Source organism: Gracilibacillus ureilyticus (genome assembly GCF_900111195.1).
Lineage (GTDB): Bacteria > Bacillota > Bacilli > Bacillales > Amphibacillaceae > Gracilibacillus > Gracilibacillus ureilyticus.
In genome coordinates, this window is record NZ_FOGL01000001.1 from 336,485 (window position 1) to 352,493 (window position 16,009).

Consider the following 16,009-nt stretch of genomic DNA (forward strand, 5'->3'; position numbering starts at 1 on the left):
ATTTAGTCCCCTTTTCATACCGTTGCTAAATAATTTTTAATCAATGTTTGCAATTCTTCCATGTTTTCACTCGATCCAATAGTAATTCGCACACCTTTTGGATGACCTAATGCTTCACCTGAACGGACAATAAATCCATTTTTAAGCAAATAATCAAATAATTGATCACCCGACGTTGGCAATTTTACAAAAAGGAAATTTGCTTCTGAATCGTAATATTTTAAACCCGCCTCATTGCAGAAATCCATAAATTTGAGTTTGTTTGTCATATTTTCATTATATGTATGTTCGAGAAAATCAGTATCTTTTATTGCTGTCAGTGCAGATAGCTGAGAGATAGTAGTGGTATTAAAAGGACCACGTGTTATATTTAAAAACTTGGTAATCTCTACAGACGCAATTCCGTAACCTACCCTAAGATTAGCTAATCCGTATGCTTTCGAAAATGTTCTCAAAATTACTAAGTTAGGATATTTGTCCAATAATGAAACACTATTAGGGTTTTTGTCTCTGTCAATATATTCATAATATGCTTCATCTAATACAACTAAGACATTTGCAGGACATCCCTCAAGAAAATGAATCAATTCTCCTTTAGGAATTAATGAACCTGTTGGGTTATTGGGTGAGCAAAGCCACACAATTTTTGTTTCCTGATTAACTGCATTTAACATGGAAGGAAGATCATGATAACCATTTATTAAAGGAACTTCAATAATTTCCGCACCTTGTATCAAGGCATTATGCTTGTATTGCGGAAAGGTTGGTGTGGCCATAATCGTATTTGTCCCTTTTTCCAAATAAGTCCGGCACAATATATCTACTACTTCATCCGATCCACTGCCGAATGTCAGCTGTTCTTCTTTTACACCTAAATGTAAGGCTAACTCTTCCCTCAATGCTTTTGCATAACCATCCGGGTAAATTTCTAATCCATCAAGCATGTTAGGGATAGATTCTCTTACTTTTTCTGAATAACCAAAAGGATTTTCATTTGATGCTAGCTTTATAATTTTTGATAATCCTAATTCCTTTTTTACATCTTCAATTTGCTTACCAGGTGTATATGGAGACATATTCTTGAATACTTGTTTCGCTTCCATTATTATTACTTCCTTTCTTCCTTCTGGTTAATCCTTCTCCACCAGATCTGGTCTAAGTTTGACTGCTTCATTCAAATATATGTGTTCCACTTTATCTTGCTTTAAGTGGGTATTAACTGTCATCATTACACGTATACATTGCGGCAAACTGCCTGGTACGCTTATTTCCGGCATACACATTACCGGAACAAATTTCCATCCGTCAATTAATCTCAAAGCTTTTGCAGGGAATGTCGCGTTCAAGTCTGGTGTTACGGAAATTAAAACTGATGCAATGTCATCGGGTGCTACATCGTTTAATTCTACCATTTTCTCTACTAATTTTTTGGTTTCCTGGATCATTTCCTTTTCTTCATTATTATTAACTGTTGTTGCTCCACGTATTCCTCTGATCACCTTAATCCAACTCTCTTATAAATTTTTCTAAATGAGCGCGGAGCTCATGATCTGATAAATTTACTACAGATGGTTTTCCTATCTCTTCAAGCAATACCATTTGCACTATTGAATTTTCCGATTTCTTATCTAACTTCATTTTATCGATTAGCTGGTTAATACCTGGCCATGAAATGGATAATGGATATTGATTTTTTGATAACCAATCATATAAAGCTTTGTAAGGCATTCTGGTGTTAAACTTCTCTTCACTGAGCTTAAGAGCAAATAACATACCAATGGCCACTGCTTCTCCATGGGTTATTTTGCCATAACCCAATTCAGATTCTATAGCATGACCCAAAGTATGCCCAAAATTCAGAAATTTCCGAATATTACTTTCTCTTTCATCCTGCTCTACTATCTTTGCCTTAACTCCAATACCCTTTTGCAACTGGTCTACTGTTACTTCAGTATCCAATGGTGTTGTTAAATCTACATTTAATACTTCTTCGAAAAATGCCTGATCACTAATTAATCCATGTTTCACTACCTCCGCATATCCAGAGCGAATTTCCTTTGCAGGCAAGGACTGTAGCGTATCTACATCATAAATTACTGCCACAGGCGGATAAAAACTGCCAATTAAATTTTTTCCTTTAGGATGGTTAATTGCCACTTTCCCGCCCACACTACTATCATGAGCAAGAATAGTTGTCGGAACCTGGATAAAATCAATACCGCGCATGTAAGTAGAAGCCACAAAACCTGCAAGATCACCAACCATTCCACCACCGAAAGCAATGATTAATGATTTGCGATCTAAATGATGTTCGATGGCTTCAGAGAGCAGGCGGTAATATTGCTCTATACTCTTAGAAGATTCCCCCGCTGGTACAGAGGTTACCGCAACATTTTCTGCACTTTTTAATGTATCAATAACTGTATCCCCGTATATCCCTTTTACAACTTCATCCACAACAATTAATATATTGTTGTATTTTTTTGGCAGATACTGATCAATATTCGATAATAGACCTTTTCCAACTACTACATCGTATTGAATCGTGCTTGTCTGTATCGTTTGTTTATGCATTTTAGAAACTCCTGATTTCTTCGCGGTATTGATCAATGGTTTGCTTCAACTTAGGAAACTGGTCATTCGGAAACTGCTCTAAAATAGCTTTAGCAAGTTCAAATGCCACCACATGTTCCATAACTACAGCTGCTGCAGGTACCGCACAAGAATCTGATCTCTCAATACTGGCACTGAATGGCTCTTTCGTTTCGATATCAACACTTTGAAGTGGCTTATACAATGTCGGTATAGGTTTCATTACACCTTTTACCACAATCGGCATTCCTGTTGTCATTCCACCTTCGAAACCACCTAAGCGATTCGTTTTACGATAATAACCACGTTCTTCTGACCAGAGAATTTCATCATGAACTTCACTTCCGTTTCTGCGGGCAGCTTCAAATCCAATACCAAATTCTACTCCTTTAAACGCGTTTATACTTTGCACTGCTCCTGCAATCCGACCATCTAACTTTCTATCATAATGAACAAATGATCCAATTCCTGCTGGCATTCCTTCAATATATACTTCACAAACTCCACCAATCGAATCTCCGTCTTTTTTCGCTTGATCAATGGCTTCCATCATTTTCTTTCCTGCATTGTCATCAAGCGAGCGAACAGGTGAAGCTTCGGAAATATCTATTTTTTCCTGAATGGAAAGATCATCTCTTTCCTCTGCCTTAATACCAGCTATTTCTTTCACATATCCAATAATATTAATCCCTAAATTTCTAAGTAAAGTTTTTGCTACCGCACCTGCTGCAACTCTTGCTGTTGTCTCTCTGGCTGAAGAACGTTCCAGAATATTACGCATATCGCGGTGACCATATTTCAACGCACCGTTCAGGTCAGCATGGCCTGGTCTTGGTCTTGTAACAACTCTTCGGATGTTTTGGTCTTCAGGTACCGGGTCTTCCCCCATAACATCGATCCAGTGTTTAAAATCATCATTATGAACAACCAATGCGATTGGTGAACCCAGTGTGTATCCATGACGAATACCGCCAACTATATCTACTAAATCCTTTTCAATTTGCATTCTCTTTCCTCTACCGTGACCTTTCTGACGGCGTAAAAGAGAATCGTTGATATCCTCTTTTGTTATCGGCATTTGTGCCGGTAATCCTTCTACAATTGTCGTTTGCTGCTTTCCATGTGATTCGCCCGCTGTTAAATAACGCATATAAATCCCCCCATATTTTATTTTTTGTAATACTATAACATAGCATTGCCACAATGTAAGTATTTTTTTTGTTTAATTATAGTTTTTATTATTTCCTTGTATAAAAAAACGTATCCAATACGTTAAAATTGTACTTTTCCGGATTGAATATCTGTTCAGTACTTCCCACAAAAAACACACCATCTTGCTTTAGAGATTGGCTGAAATTATGGTAAATCGTTTCTTTAGCTTGTTCAGTAAAATAAATTAATACATTTCGGCACACTATCAAATCAAATCCTTTCGGATAAGGATCTGCTAATAAGTTATGTTGTTTAAAAGTAATACACTTTTTTAATTTCTCATTTACTTTGTATGTATATGCTTCCTGACTCAAATATTTGTCTTTTAAGTCTTCCGGCACATCCTGTACAGCTCTATCGTTATATATTCCTTGTTTCGCACGTGCAAGCACATTTAAGTCAATATCAGTTGCTACTATTTCAATATCTTTCAAATGCCAGAACTGATTCGCTAAAATCGCTAGCGTATATGGTTCTTCACCAGTAGAACATGCCGCACTCCAGATTCTGATTTTATTCTGTTTCTGTTTAATTTTCGGAAAAATCTTATCCTCCAGAACTTTCCATCTACCAGGATTTCTAAAAAATTCGGAAACGTTAATTGTAACTTTGTCAAGAAACTCCTGCAGAAGCGGCTGTTCCTTATTTATCGCTACAAAATATTGATCAAAATTTTCAAACCCTCTTTTGTTTCGCAGGGAAGTCAGTCGCCTTTTCATTTGTACTTCTTTATATAAGCTTAGATCCAGGCCAGTCTTTTTGTATACTTTCTGTGCAAATGCTTGATAATCGTCCATTCATGATCTCCCTTTATTCATGTTCCTTTATCAGCTACATCAGCCAATTATCGACATCTTTTTTATAATCTAGCAATTCGTTCTCATGGAAAAATAAAGCTATCTCTCTCTGTGCACTTTCTTCAGAATCAGAACCGTGAATAATATTACGATGAGTAACCACTCCGTAATCTCCTCTGATTGTTCCTGTATCAGCTTCCTGAGGGTTGGTTTTCCCCATCATTTTTCTAGCTGTCGCAATAACTTCTTTTCCTTCCCAAACCATGGCAAAGACTGGCCCTGAAGTAATAAAATCTACTAATTGATTATAAAATGATTTACCCTTATGCTCACTGTAATGCTTTTCTGCTTGCTGTTCAGTTATGTGCATCAGCTTTGCCCCAATTAGCTTAAACCCTTTTTTCTCAAAACGACTTACAATTTCACCAACTAAATTCCTTTGTACGGCATCTGGTTTTATCATTAAAAAAGTTCTCTGCATATCCCTTCACCCCACTCTAAATTTTTCGGTTGCCAATATAATTCGCTATATCTTCCAAAGATTTTTTAGCTTTAATATCCGGTAAATTATGTAGTGATTCATACGCTTTTTGGAGATAGCGGTCACTAAGTATTCTTGCTTCTTCCACAGCATCCGTGTTCAATATTTTATCTATCACCGGTTCTAACATTTCTTTATCGACAGTTTCCGGATATTTAAACATTTCAATTAACTCATTTTTGACCGACGGATTTTTCATTGCGTAAAGTACTGGTAAAGTAATATTCCCTTGTAATAGATCCCCGCCTGCCGGTTTTCCTAGCTCTTTCTCAGTTCCTGTAAAATCAAGAATGTCATCAATAATCTGGTAGGACATCCCCATGTTATATCCATATTTAAATAATGACTTTTCCGTTTCCCGTGAGGTACCTGCAGCAATAGCACCTAATTGACAGCTTGATGATATAAGTAATGCCGTTTTTCGTCGAATCCTTCTTAAATATGTACGTAAATTCTGATTAAGGTTATATTTATCCTTTATCTGTTCAATTTCTCCCAAAGTAAGTTCTATCATCGTCTTTGCAAGGATCTGATGGGCTCTGGGTTCTTCTATTTCAGTGAATTGATCCAAAGCTTTTGCAAAAATGAAATCTCCAGTCAACATTGCTATCTGGTTATCCCAATTTGCTTTGACAGTCGGCTTACCTCTTCTGATATTGGAATCATCGATTACATCATCATGTACTAGTGAAGCCATATGGATCAATTCCAACGCACTTGCAACCTTTTTAACATGGTGAATATTGTAATCTCCAAACATTGCTGCTAACAGAACAAAAACAGGTCTAAGTCTTTTTCCGCCTGCCTTCAGTAGTTGAAGAGAAGCATCACGTAAAACGTCATGATCAGTATAGATCGAGTCTTCAAGCACTGTTTCGATTTGATTTAAATCTTTTTTAATAAATGAGTATGTTTTAGCAAGCTTCATCCTAAGTCACCTTTACTTTTTACTATCTTTTCTCTTTTCCCCCATGTGCATCGCAGCTACCCCGCCAGTATAACTCTTCACCTGAACGTTTACTAAACCTGCTTCTTCAAAAAATTGTTTCAACGCATCTTTACCAGGAAAGTCTTTGGCAGATTCATGCAGCCAGACATATTCTTTATAGCTTTTTGCAAAAATTTTACCGAATAACGGCATAATATGCTTAAAGTAAAAATAATATAATTGCTTATATATGGGCATCGTAGGCTGAGAAGTCTCCAGGCAGACGACGAGCCCTCCCGGTTTCACTACCCGGCGCATTTCTTTTAAGACTTGTAAATAATCCGGAACGTTCCTTAGTCCAAAGCCAATTGTAGCATAGTCAAAAGTATTCTCTTCAAAAGGTAATTCCATAGCATTGCCTTGTATGAATTGCAGATTATTATAATCAAAAGTTTTATTACGTTCTTTTGCGACGGAAAGCATATTCTCACTAAAATCGAGCCCAATCACTTCCCCAGTTTTTCCCACTTGTTCTGAGAGAGCAAATGACCAGTCGCCTGTACCACAGCATACATCTAATGCCCGCATACCTTCTTGTACGTTCATTCGCTTCATGACATCTTTACGCCACGTTTTATGTTTTTGAAAAGAAATAATAGAGTTCATCGTGTCATAGTTACTATATATTTTTTCAAAAACCTGGTGGACTCTTTCTTCCTTTGATTGTTTCATTTAGATAATCCTTCTTCCAATACTGAATTAATGTGCAGAAAATTATTTTTTCTCATCTCTTGCTGAAAATCCTGTTTTAAAACATCGAATTGTGGCGGCAATTCCCCATGGTAGTTTTTTATACTCTTTTTTGTTTGATTTAACATTGTTAAGAGGACGTCTTCTAAACTGATCATAGAGTTGTCACGAATGACATTTTGGAGCAATAATTGATGAAAGAAAGTTGTCTCACTGTTTTGAAATTTCGACCATTCCAATTTTAGCTTTTTATACATTATCCATTTGTCCAGGTAATCAATACCTTGCTCCATTTTGAAGTAGGCTGCTACTTTATTCAGCAGAGCAGTTTCTATCTTTTCATATTCCGCCAGAAATGTTTCTGAATGTTCGAAGTCACGGTAATAAACATATGCTTTCTGCTGAGTAAGTTCGTTTATTCCTTTAGCCAGTATACGGACGAAAGAGATATCCTTGGCTTTCGCGAGAAGGTGATAGTATATACCAGAATAAAAGTCACCCGCTAATACTGTAAGCTGCTGTTTCTTCATAATTTGGTTATCGCTTTTAGGAAAAGTTTTGAAAATCTGATCATGCGTGTTTAACGCCATTTGAACAACCATCGTACTAACAATGTAATTATCCTTTTGTAAGTGCTGGGAAGTTATTGTATCTAATGCGAATAGTTTATATTCCTCAACAACTGGTTTCTCCAGGTTAGCTGATAAATAATCATTTTTAATATTTTTATGTATTAGTTTTTTATAATAATTAAATAATTGTGTCGATTTCAAAAAAACTCACCGCAATTCTTATTAGAATCCAATATCATATTAACATAGTATATCATAACTTTACATATTTCACGCCATATTATCTATGATTTCGGGCAAAAATTCTCATTTCCAGATTCAGGATTGCCGTAAGGTGATCTTGAAATAGACCAGAAGAAAATCTCTTATTAACGTAAAAAAAGAGCGCATTTTAAAATGCACCCTTTTTGCCCGTATGTAATACCATAATTATTTTACGATATCTTTAAGGGCTTTACCTGGTTTAAAAGCAGGAACTTTACTTGCTGGAATTTCAATTTCATCCCCAGTTTGTGGATTACGGCCTTTTCGTGCAGCACGTTCACGTACTTCGAAGTTACCAAAACCGATTAATTGAACTTTGTCTCCATCTTTAAGTGAATCCATGATAGATTCGAAAACCGCATCAACTGCTTTTGTAGCGTCCTTTTTAGAAAGTTCGCTTTTTTCAGCAACGGCATTAATTAGATCTGTTTTATTCATGACATTCACCTCCTCCCAAAATTAAGCTATAACAATTCAATCAACATCTTGGAATTTATAGCTGTTTATCACCAAATAGTTTGATGACAAGGCTTATAATAACTGAGAATCAGATATAATTCAACAAAAATTCATCTTTTCTAACAGTTTTTTTAGAAAATCGAAAAATAATATTAATTGAATTAATCAGAATCTTATCATATGTACCAGAGCTATGCAAGTGATTTCAAATACCGATATATAAGGATTTTACTGATTTTATGAAATCTAGTATTACGGTAATTATTATTGACAGTTTTGTGAGAGTGTATACGAAAAAATAAAAAAGCGTAACGCAAATTGCATAACGCTTTTCAATAGTTATCCAGTTATAAAATAATAGCTATTAATCCCCCGGAGCCCTCGTTGATGATTCGCTCCAATGTTTCTTTCAGTTTAAATCTTGCATTTTCAGGCATCAGTGACAATTTTGCCTGAATACCTTCTCTGACTATAGAACTTAGTGACCTTCCAAAAATGTCTGATTGCCAGATAGATAGGGGATCTTCTTCAAAATCCTGCATTAAGTATCTGACCAGCTCTTCACTTTGTTTCTCAGTACCGATTATCGGAGCAAATTCAGATTCCACATCTACTTTAATCATGTGAATAGATGGTGCAACTGCTTTGAGTCTGACACCAAATCTCGGGCCTTGTCTAATGATTTCTGGTTCTTCTAATGCCATATCCTGCAAAGCAGGTGCAGCAACTCCATAACCTGTTTGTTTCACCATTTTTAACGCATCAGCTATCTGATCATATTCCTTTTTGGCATTGGTAAATTCCTGCATAAGCTGGAGCAGGTGGTCCTTCCCTCTTATTTCCTCTCCAACAATCTCTTTTAACACTTGGTCATACAGCTCGTTAGGTGCATGTAAATCAATGTCGGCAATTCCCTCACCCATTTCAATTCCTGCTAATGCTGCATGTTCAATAAAGTCAAAATGATCAAACTGGCCTATTACATGATCAACATCACGCAATCTTTTTATATCTTTTACTGTTTCCTCAATTGCCTGCTGGTAGTTTTTTCTCAACCAGTGATTATCTTCTAATACAAGTACCCAACTAGGTAAGTTAACATTCACTTCCAGAACAGGGAATTCATAAAGCACTTCTCTTAAAACATTATTGATATCATGCTCTGTCATGCTTTCTACACTCATTGCCAAAACAGGTATATCAAATTTCTCAGTCAATTCCTGTCTGAGTAATTCTGTTTGCTGCTGGTATGGTTGCACAGAGTTAACGATCATTATAAATGGTTTTCCAACTTCTTTTAATTCTTCTACAATTCTGTTTTCTGCTTCCACATAATCCTCTCGGGGGATGTCACCAATACTTCCATCTGTAGTGACAACTATTCCCATTGTGGAATGTTCCTGAATTACTTTTCGTGTACCAATCTCGGCAGCGTCATGAAATGGAATTGGTTCTTCATACCATGGTGTATGAATCATTCTTGGTCCATTTTCATCTTCGAATCCTTGCGCACCCTTAACGGTATAACCAACACAATCAACTAATCTAACATTTACTTCTAGTCCTTCTTCCACGTGTAGTTTTACTGCTTGATTTGGTATAAATTTCGGCTCTGTTGTCATGATTGTCCGGCCTGCTGCACTTTGAGGTAATTCATCCTGTGCTCTTAGTCGATCACTTTCATTCGGGATATTAGGTAAAACTGTTTTTTCCATGAATTTCTTAATAAAAGTAGATTTACCCGTTCGAACAGCACCGACTACTCCTAAATAAATATCCCCGTTTGTGCGTTTTGAAATATCTTTAAAGATATCTACCCTTTCCAAATGATCCCCTCCCGATCTATTCAACTTAAAATTACTCGAATCATTGACAATGTTATTTTATGATGTTGTCCTATTAAAATATGCTAATATTTATCGAATAATTATAAAATCTTTTTTCTCCCTGAATAATATGCTTGTATGATATAAATATATACTAGTAAATGATATGAGGTGAATTGAAAGAATATGCATCTGATAGTATAGAAATAGTAATTTATTTGAGTAACCGAAAATTCCAGAGGAGAAAGGGAATTCCATTTAAACATGAAAACAGCAAATGAGCCTTTCTGTGTACAGGCTCATTTGCTGTTTATGATCATTCAGGTGAAAATACCGGTTCACCGTCTTGCAATGTGTAAGGGATAGAATAAGCTGGTACAATTGGCGAATGATCTGTAATTATTTTCCTGATATCATCGCCCTCTTTATAATTATGTTCCTTGCTCTCTAACAATTGAAACAGTTCTAACCTGTAATCAATTAGTAATTCTCCATTTGTATCAATTAAAACCGGTAATTTATTAGTAGAGTATGGACTGTCGACATAAGGAGGTGTTTCTAAGTTTAATTCTTCATGTTTTAATGTATAAATACCTTCTGCAATCTTTTCGCCAAAGGGTGGATAAGTATTATCACTTAAATATATATTTAACCGTTGCTGAAGCTCGCGTATTTGATCAGACACTCTTAAATCAATTACCTTTACTAAAGGCTCTGTTTCCACATCAATTAACACATATTGATAAACACCGCCATTTTCAAATGCAGTTCCGGGGACAGTCTGTATTAAGTTATTTTGTTTAAGTAAATTAAAATCAATAATATATTTCTGATAAATTGGTGTATCGTTTTCTTTTGTATAAATAGGTATTCTTCCATCATTTTGTGCAACGTATTGATTTACTGCTTGCTGAACCATATTAAGCTGCGCATCATTTGCTACCTGGTTACGACTTAAATTATCTGACGGATACATACACCCGGTAAGCAGCAGCAGGAACAGTATCAGCAATAGATTTTTATGTATCATACTACCTTTGAACCCCCTAATTATGATGTTGGTCCTCTGAGAACGACGAAAGCAATAATTAAGCCACCTGCAACTAAAAAAATGTACGCTAATAAAGCTGTAATAGCTGCGAAGATACCTTTTAATTTATATCGACTTAAAAGAATTAAACCAATGGCTAAAAATAATGCAAACATTCCAGCAAAAGACACCCACATCATTAACATTGAAGCAGACATGAATTATGACATCCTTTCTTACCTGTTTTCCAGCAGATCATTATAAATACATAATTAACAGTATACCACATCCACTTTACTGTGCCACTTGTTTCACTATAAGTTCAGGAAATGTTTAAATTGGCGTTCTTTTTTCCTTACTTTTCCACAAAAAAACCGAAGTAGAAGGGGCAGAATCTACTCCGGTAATGACTAAATAAATACCCATTTGCACCCTGAAAGTGAATGCTTGTGCGATTTATTGTATGCGAAGCAATTTTACATTGCATCCTCAAGTGCCTATAATATCACTTTTTAAATAGTTTAGTTAATGTGTTCATGTCTTTAGGCATGTTATTATTCGTAATGGCACGTACAATTTTGTCTTCTTTTTCCTTTGAAACGGGCTTTCCAGCCATGTTAGCTAATTGTCTCACTAACTTTCTGACTGTGTTTTCATCCGAAAAGTCAGCATTTTGTACGGATTGTGCTACTTTAAGAATTTGATCTGATTGGATATTAGATTTCTTCTGAATTTGATCAAACATATTCTGTTTAAAATCACTCAATGTTTTTCCTCCTTACTATAGATCTCTTTCCATAGTATGCAGAGGAAGTTCAAACAGTTAATCAGAATACCTATCCACTAATACAGAAGCAATATCTTCAATTTCAGTAGTCCTGTTTCTTGTCATTAAATGATCTACTACGTCTTTTGGTGATCTTTGTTCGAAAATCACCTCATAAATTCCCTTTGTTATCGGCATCTCTACTTTTAATTTGTTTGACAATTGATAAACAGCTTCGGTTGTTCTTACTCCTTCAACTGTCATCCCCATTTGATCAAGTACTTCCTTTAGTTTCTGTCCTTTTCCGAATAAATTCCCGGCACGCCAGTTTCGGCTATGGACACTCGTACATGTTACAATTAAGTCGCCTACTCCTGATAATCCTGAAAAAGTTAGAGGATTCGCCCCTAAAACCGCGGCGAGTCTGGATATCTCTGCAAGGCCTCTTGTGATTAAGGCAGCTTTTGCATTATCACCATATCCCAATCCATCAGAAATCCCAGCTCCTAATGCAATTATATTTTTTAATGCACCGCCAAGCTCTACACCTACGATATCTTTACTTGTATAAACACGAAAATACTCGTTAATAAATAAATCCTGTGTATATTTGGCTGCCATATCGTTCTTGGAAGCAGCTGTTACAGTTGTCGGGTGTTTTAAGCTAACTTCTTCAGCATGACTCGGACCCGACAATGCTACGACTCCCCGAAAATTTATATTCGCTAACTCTTCTTCCATCATTTCTGATATACGATAATGGGAATCAGGCTCAATTCCTTTTGAACCATGAATTAAAATAATATCGTCACTTAAAAACGGCAATACTTTTTGACAGGTTTGCCTAATTGCCTTTGCAGGCACTACAAACACAATTGCTTCCACATTATCCACAGCCTTCTCAAGATCCGTGAAAATCTCTATATTAGACGGAAGCTTGATATCAGGCAAATATTTCTCATTCCTTTTTGTTTTCTGCATGGTTTCTTTCTGGTCAGCATTATGTGTCCATAAACGCACCTGATGGTGATTATCGCATAATACCATAGCTAATGCAGTTCCCCAACTTCCTGCACCAAGTACAGCAACTTTTTTCATAATTCACACACCTCTAATTCCTTCTTCGCGCATAAATTTTGATTGGTGTACCTTCAAAACCGAATGCTTCTCTAATTTTATTCTCTAAAAAGCGTTCATAGGAGAAGTGCATTAATTCCGGATCATTTACAAAAACAACAAAAGTTGGAGGCTTTACAGCAACCTGAGTCGCATAAAGTATTTTCAAACGTTTACCATTTTTCGTTGGTGTCGGATTAATTGCCAGTGCATCCATGATAACATCATTTAACACATTGGTTTCCACACGTTTACTATGATTTTCACTCGCTTCAACTACTTTGGGAACAAGGGTATGAATTCTCTTTTTTGTTTTCGCAGACAAATAAACAATCGGTGCATAATCAAGGAACAGAAAATGAGCGCGGATATTCTTTTCAAATTCCTTAATGGCATGATCATGCTGATTAATCGTGTCCCATTTGTTAACAACAATGACTACAGCTTTACCTGCTTCATGGGCATATCCCGCAATTTTTTTATCTTGTTCAATTATTCCTGTCTCAGCATCAATTAAGGTAAGAACAACATCTGACCTTTCGATCGCTTTCAGTGCTCGCAGAATACTGTATTTTTCGGTAGTTTCATAGATTTTTCCTCTTTTTCTCATTCCAGCAGTATCAATTATGACGAAGTCCTGACCATCTCTCGAGAAGGAGGTATCAATTGCATCCCGGGTTGTACCTGCTATATCACTAACAATAACTCTTTCTTCATTTAACATAGCATTTACTAGGGAGGATTTTCCTACATTAGGCCTTCCAATTAAGCTGAAATGAATGACATCTTCATCAACCGGAATATCTTCGCGTTCCGGGAATAATTCCAGGACACGATCTAATAAATCACCAAGACCTAACCCATGTGTTCCTGAAATCGGATATGGTTCTCCGAATCCAAGTGAATAAAATTCATAAATCTGCTCTTTCATTTCGGGATTGTCTATTTTATTAACTGCTAGAACAACAGGCTTATTGGATTTAAAGAGCATTTTTGCTACTTCTTCATCAGCTGCTGTAATGCCCTCACGGCCATTTACTAAGAAAATAATTACATCAGCTTCTCTAATAGCAACTTCTGCTTGTTCTCTCATCTGAATTAACAACGGCTCGTCACCGATTTCAATACCGCCAGTATCTATTAATCGGAATGTATTATTTAACCACTCAGCTTTTGCATAAATACGATCTCTAGTTACTCCGGGTATATCTTCAACAATGGAAATTCTTTCACCAACTAAGCGATTAAAAATAGTTGATTTCCCTACATTAGGCCTTCCAACAATTGCTACAACTGAATTTCTCATGAAGGCACATCCTTCCTTTATATATTTCTCTAATTTTGCCGGTTTTGTTGTTTCACTTAATTAAATTACCATAAACCATTCATTAAATACAAGTTTCACTAAATTCCGGAACATTCGTCATATTTGTTATTAATGTTTTACTATAATATATAATTCGTCGCTTAATGCATGACTGATTCCATCTAATATAGCTTCTAAATTAGCTGCAACTTTATCCATTTCTTCTTTTGTTTCGCAAATAAAAATGGATCCTCCCGCTGTCACTTTATTAGCATTTGTAGTAATTGTAGCCAAAATAGCTTTTTCTAATTGCATTATCATCACTCCTTATGTGCTGCTTTCGATTCTGAAGGCATCCGGATAGCATTTTCCAGTACAGGAACGGAACTAATTACATTCATCGCCTTCTCCACGTCTTTATCTTGAGGTAGAATAAAAACACCGATTCTCCCGTCATCTAAATCTCTTTTGATTAACGGAACCAAAGCCGGGGTACCTGAATCTCTGAACACACCAAGCGAAACGGAAACATCGTGTAATATTGCCTGCCGCTGGCCCAGATTTGCGATTGTCGATCTCACATCAAATGTTTTGGGGGTAAGGATAAACCCCATACCATACTTCATAATTTCCTTCTGCCTAGCAGGGAGACCAATATTCATAATATATATATTATCAACATATAAACCTGCACCCTCAAAAGAGACTTCTGCATGCTCAATATCTACTATATCGCCTAAAGTAGATCCGCTCATAAACTTTCGTATAATAATATAGGCTCCAATTGTAACAATGACAGCGATATAAACATTCCATACTAAATATGCTAATGTTGTTATTAGTGCAGTAAATATGACGAGATAGTTTCTGCTTTCGAAAGCAACAGCAATCCCCTCAATATATGTATTCCCCCTTGGCACTAACTCGTAACTATCCATTTCAGATAATGTATTTCTTTCCATATTCCTCACTTCCCGGAACTGGGATGCAGCAATTGTTAGAAATGTAATTGCAGTAAATTCCTTTTCCATTATTGCTGGAACGGCAACAGATCCCAATCCGGCAGCAATAAAACCTAAAGCGAGATGAATAATTTTTCCATGCAAATAGGTAGGATACTGCCTGTAATCTGTTTTTAACATAATAATTCGCGCTATCGTTCCAATAACTACTCCAAATAATATCGGAAAAGTATATTCATTCAATATGTCCACCTCTTTTTTGCTTCCATATTTTTCACAAACAGTTCTACCCGTCTCGATAATAACGACCATACCCTTTGTAAACTAAGTAAAATCAACACCCCACATAACAACGTGTAGGAATGATGGTAATTTATCGTATATTCAAGGCCATAACTCCAGCAGATAATTGTATAAAGAATTTGTCCGAAAGAAAGACCAGTTATCCATATTAATAATCTCTCATGAAATTCTTTTCCGAAAAACTGTAAAAGTATCACTGCAAGGATTAGGCCAATTACTATGAAATAACTACCGCTTAATATGGGGCTTGTTATGTACCAGACAAAATAAATAACATATAGATAGGATAAAATTAATATATGGAGATATTTTTTCAAAGGTAATGGCGTAATTATTAATAATGCTGAACTGTAAATAATTAGAAAAATAATCCCTGAATTCAATGGGAGCTCTCCAACAATTGAATTCTCAGGCAGAAAGATTATTAATATTAAAATACCTAAGCTGTATATTGTTCTGATTTTTGTCTTTGTTAAAAAGAATGTTGTGAGACACCATAATAACCACAATATCCATAAATAGATAAACTCGTTCATTTTCTTATCACCCTTATCATTATTGGGCATAACATTGTTTTTTATACTA

Annotated in this window: 19 protein-coding genes; all 19 read right to left on the reverse strand. The window is 35.9% G+C overall.

Annotated features, from left to right (window positions below):
* Nucleotides 1-14 precede the first annotated feature (14 nt).
* A complete protein-coding gene (gene hisC, locus BMW36_RS01665; RefSeq protein ID WP_089738329.1) occupies nt 15-1,103 on the reverse strand; it encodes a histidinol-phosphate transaminase in 1,089 nt (362 codons plus the stop codon).
* Nucleotides 1,104-1,130: 27 nt separating this feature from the next.
* Nucleotides 1,131-1,499, reverse strand: a complete 369-nt coding sequence (aroH, locus tag BMW36_RS01670) for a chorismate mutase (RefSeq protein ID WP_089738331.1) — start codon at nt 1,497-1,499, stop codon at nt 1,131-1,133.
* Between the two features lies 1 nt (nt 1,500).
* Nucleotides 1,501-2,574, reverse strand: a complete 1,074-nt coding sequence (gene aroB, locus BMW36_RS01675; RefSeq protein ID WP_089738333.1) for a 3-dehydroquinate synthase — start codon at nt 2,572-2,574, stop codon at nt 1,501-1,503.
* A 1-nt stretch (nt 2,575) separates the two neighbouring features.
* On the reverse strand, nt 2,576-3,742 hold the full coding sequence (aroC, locus tag BMW36_RS01680; protein ID WP_089738335.1) for a chorismate synthase: 1,167 nt from the start codon (nt 3,740-3,742) through the stop codon (nt 2,576-2,578).
* 88 nt (nt 3,743-3,830) lie between these two features.
* Complete coding sequence (locus BMW36_RS01685) at nt 3,831-4,601, reverse strand: CheR family methyltransferase (RefSeq protein WP_089738337.1); 771 nt, start codon at nt 4,599-4,601, stop codon at nt 3,831-3,833.
* 34 nt (nt 4,602-4,635) lie between these two features.
* A complete protein-coding gene (gene ndk / locus BMW36_RS01690) occupies nt 4,636-5,082 on the reverse strand; it encodes a nucleoside-diphosphate kinase (protein ID WP_089738338.1) in 447 nt (148 codons plus the stop codon).
* Nucleotides 5,083-5,098: 16 nt separating this feature from the next.
* Nucleotides 5,099-6,070: a heptaprenyl diphosphate synthase component II gene (gene hepT / locus BMW36_RS01695; RefSeq protein WP_089738340.1), complete on the reverse strand. Its 972-nt coding sequence runs from the start codon at nt 6,068-6,070 to the stop codon at nt 5,099-5,101.
* 12 nt (nt 6,071-6,082) lie between these two features.
* Nucleotides 6,083-6,802: a demethylmenaquinone methyltransferase gene (gene menG, locus BMW36_RS01700; RefSeq protein ID WP_089738342.1), complete on the reverse strand. Its 720-nt coding sequence runs from the start codon at nt 6,800-6,802 to the stop codon at nt 6,083-6,085.
* Nucleotides 6,799-7,593 (reverse strand): heptaprenyl diphosphate synthase component 1, encoded by a 795-nt coding sequence (locus BMW36_RS01705; protein ID WP_089738345.1) that lies wholly within the window; start codon nt 7,591-7,593, stop codon nt 6,799-6,801. Before BMW36_RS01705 ends, menG begins: the two co-directional genes overlap by 4 nt.
* A gap of 228 nt (nt 7,594-7,821) precedes the next feature.
* The gene (locus tag BMW36_RS01710; RefSeq protein WP_033405291.1) at nt 7,822-8,094 is read right to left on the reverse strand and encodes an HU family DNA-binding protein; all 273 of its coding nucleotides are present in this window, start codon (nt 8,092-8,094) and stop codon (nt 7,822-7,824) included.
* Between the two features lie 368 nt (nt 8,095-8,462).
* Entirely contained in the window at nt 8,463-9,941 is a 1,479-nt protein-coding gene (gene spoIVA / locus BMW36_RS01715) for a stage IV sporulation protein A (RefSeq protein WP_089738346.1), read from the reverse strand.
* A gap of 316 nt (nt 9,942-10,257) precedes the next feature.
* The gene (locus tag BMW36_RS01720) at nt 10,258-10,971 is read right to left on the reverse strand and encodes a hypothetical protein (protein WP_089738348.1); all 714 of its coding nucleotides are present in this window, start codon (nt 10,969-10,971) and stop codon (nt 10,258-10,260) included.
* Between the two features lie 20 nt (nt 10,972-10,991).
* Nucleotides 10,992-11,189 (reverse strand): DUF2768 domain-containing protein, encoded by a 198-nt coding sequence (locus BMW36_RS01725; RefSeq protein WP_089738350.1) that lies wholly within the window; start codon nt 11,187-11,189, stop codon nt 10,992-10,994.
* Nucleotides 11,190-11,476: 287 nt separating this feature from the next.
* The gene (locus tag BMW36_RS01730) at nt 11,477-11,737 is read right to left on the reverse strand and encodes a stage VI sporulation protein F (RefSeq protein WP_089738352.1); all 261 of its coding nucleotides are present in this window, start codon (nt 11,735-11,737) and stop codon (nt 11,477-11,479) included.
* A 57-nt stretch (nt 11,738-11,794) separates the two neighbouring features.
* Nucleotides 11,795-12,835 carry an NAD(P)H-dependent glycerol-3-phosphate dehydrogenase gene (locus tag BMW36_RS01735; protein WP_089738355.1) on the reverse strand — a complete coding sequence of 347 codons (1,041 nt, stop codon included), beginning with the start codon at nt 12,833-12,835 and terminating at the stop codon, nt 11,795-11,797.
* A gap of 13 nt (nt 12,836-12,848) precedes the next feature.
* Complete coding sequence (der, locus tag BMW36_RS01740) at nt 12,849-14,159, reverse strand: ribosome biogenesis GTPase Der (RefSeq protein ID WP_089738357.1); 1,311 nt, start codon at nt 14,157-14,159, stop codon at nt 12,849-12,851.
* A 129-nt stretch (nt 14,160-14,288) separates the two neighbouring features.
* Nucleotides 14,289-14,474 (reverse strand): capping complex subunit for YIEGIA, encoded by a 186-nt coding sequence (locus BMW36_RS01745; RefSeq protein WP_089738359.1) that lies wholly within the window; start codon nt 14,472-14,474, stop codon nt 14,289-14,291.
* Nucleotides 14,475-14,479: 5 nt separating this feature from the next.
* The gene (locus BMW36_RS01750) at nt 14,480-15,364 is read right to left on the reverse strand and encodes a YIEGIA family protein (RefSeq protein ID WP_089738362.1); all 885 of its coding nucleotides are present in this window, start codon (nt 15,362-15,364) and stop codon (nt 14,480-14,482) included.
* Nucleotides 15,361-15,960, reverse strand: coding sequence for a YphA family membrane protein (locus tag BMW36_RS01755; RefSeq protein ID WP_089738363.1), 600 nt, complete (start codon nt 15,958-15,960; stop codon nt 15,361-15,363). The genes BMW36_RS01750 and BMW36_RS01755 overlap by 4 nt, the downstream gene beginning before the upstream one ends.
* Nucleotides 15,961-16,009 lie beyond the last annotated feature (49 nt).

What these genes read in the sequence shown, in the direction of transcription:
- hisC (WP_089738329.1), bottom strand. Translation starts at nt 1,103, where the DNA reads ATGGAAGCGAAACAAGTATTCAAGAATATGTCTCCATATACACCTGGT.
- aroB (WP_089738333.1), bottom strand. Translation starts at nt 2,574, where the DNA reads ATGCATAAACAAACGATACAGACAAGCACGATTCAATACGATGTAGTA.
- aroC (WP_089738335.1), bottom strand. Translation starts at nt 3,742, where the DNA reads ATGCGTTATTTAACAGCGGGCGAATCACATGGAAAGCAGCAAACGACA.
- BMW36_RS01685 (WP_089738337.1), bottom strand. Translation starts at nt 4,601, where the DNA reads ATGGACGATTATCAAGCATTTGCACAGAAAGTATACAAAAAGACTGGC.
- ndk (WP_089738338.1), bottom strand. Translation starts at nt 5,082, where the DNA reads ATGCAGAGAACTTTTTTAATGATAAAACCAGATGCCGTACAAAGGAAT.
- hepT (WP_089738340.1), bottom strand. Translation starts at nt 6,070, where the DNA reads ATGAAGCTTGCTAAAACATACTCATTTATTAAAAAAGATTTAAATCAA.
- menG (WP_089738342.1), bottom strand. Translation starts at nt 6,802, where the DNA reads ATGAAACAATCAAAGGAAGAAAGAGTCCACCAGGTTTTTGAAAAAATA.
- BMW36_RS01710 (WP_033405291.1), bottom strand. Translation starts at nt 8,094, where the DNA reads ATGAATAAAACAGATCTAATTAATGCCGTTGCTGAAAAAAGCGAACTT.
- BMW36_RS01720 (WP_089738348.1), bottom strand. Translation starts at nt 10,971, where the DNA reads ATGATACATAAAAATCTATTGCTGATACTGTTCCTGCTGCTGCTTACC.
- BMW36_RS01725 (WP_089738350.1), bottom strand. Translation starts at nt 11,189, where the DNA reads ATGTCTGCTTCAATGTTAATGATGTGGGTGTCTTTTGCTGGAATGTTT.
- BMW36_RS01735 (WP_089738355.1), bottom strand. Translation starts at nt 12,835, where the DNA reads ATGAAAAAAGTTGCTGTACTTGGTGCAGGAAGTTGGGGAACTGCATTA.
- der (WP_089738357.1), bottom strand. Translation starts at nt 14,159, where the DNA reads ATGAGAAATTCAGTTGTAGCAATTGTTGGAAGGCCTAATGTAGGGAAA.
- BMW36_RS01745 (WP_089738359.1), bottom strand. Translation starts at nt 14,474, where the DNA reads ATGCAATTAGAAAAAGCTATTTTGGCTACAATTACTACAAATGCTAAT.
- BMW36_RS01755 (WP_089738363.1), bottom strand. Translation starts at nt 15,960, where the DNA reads ATGAACGAGTTTATCTATTTATGGATATTGTGGTTATTATGGTGTCTC.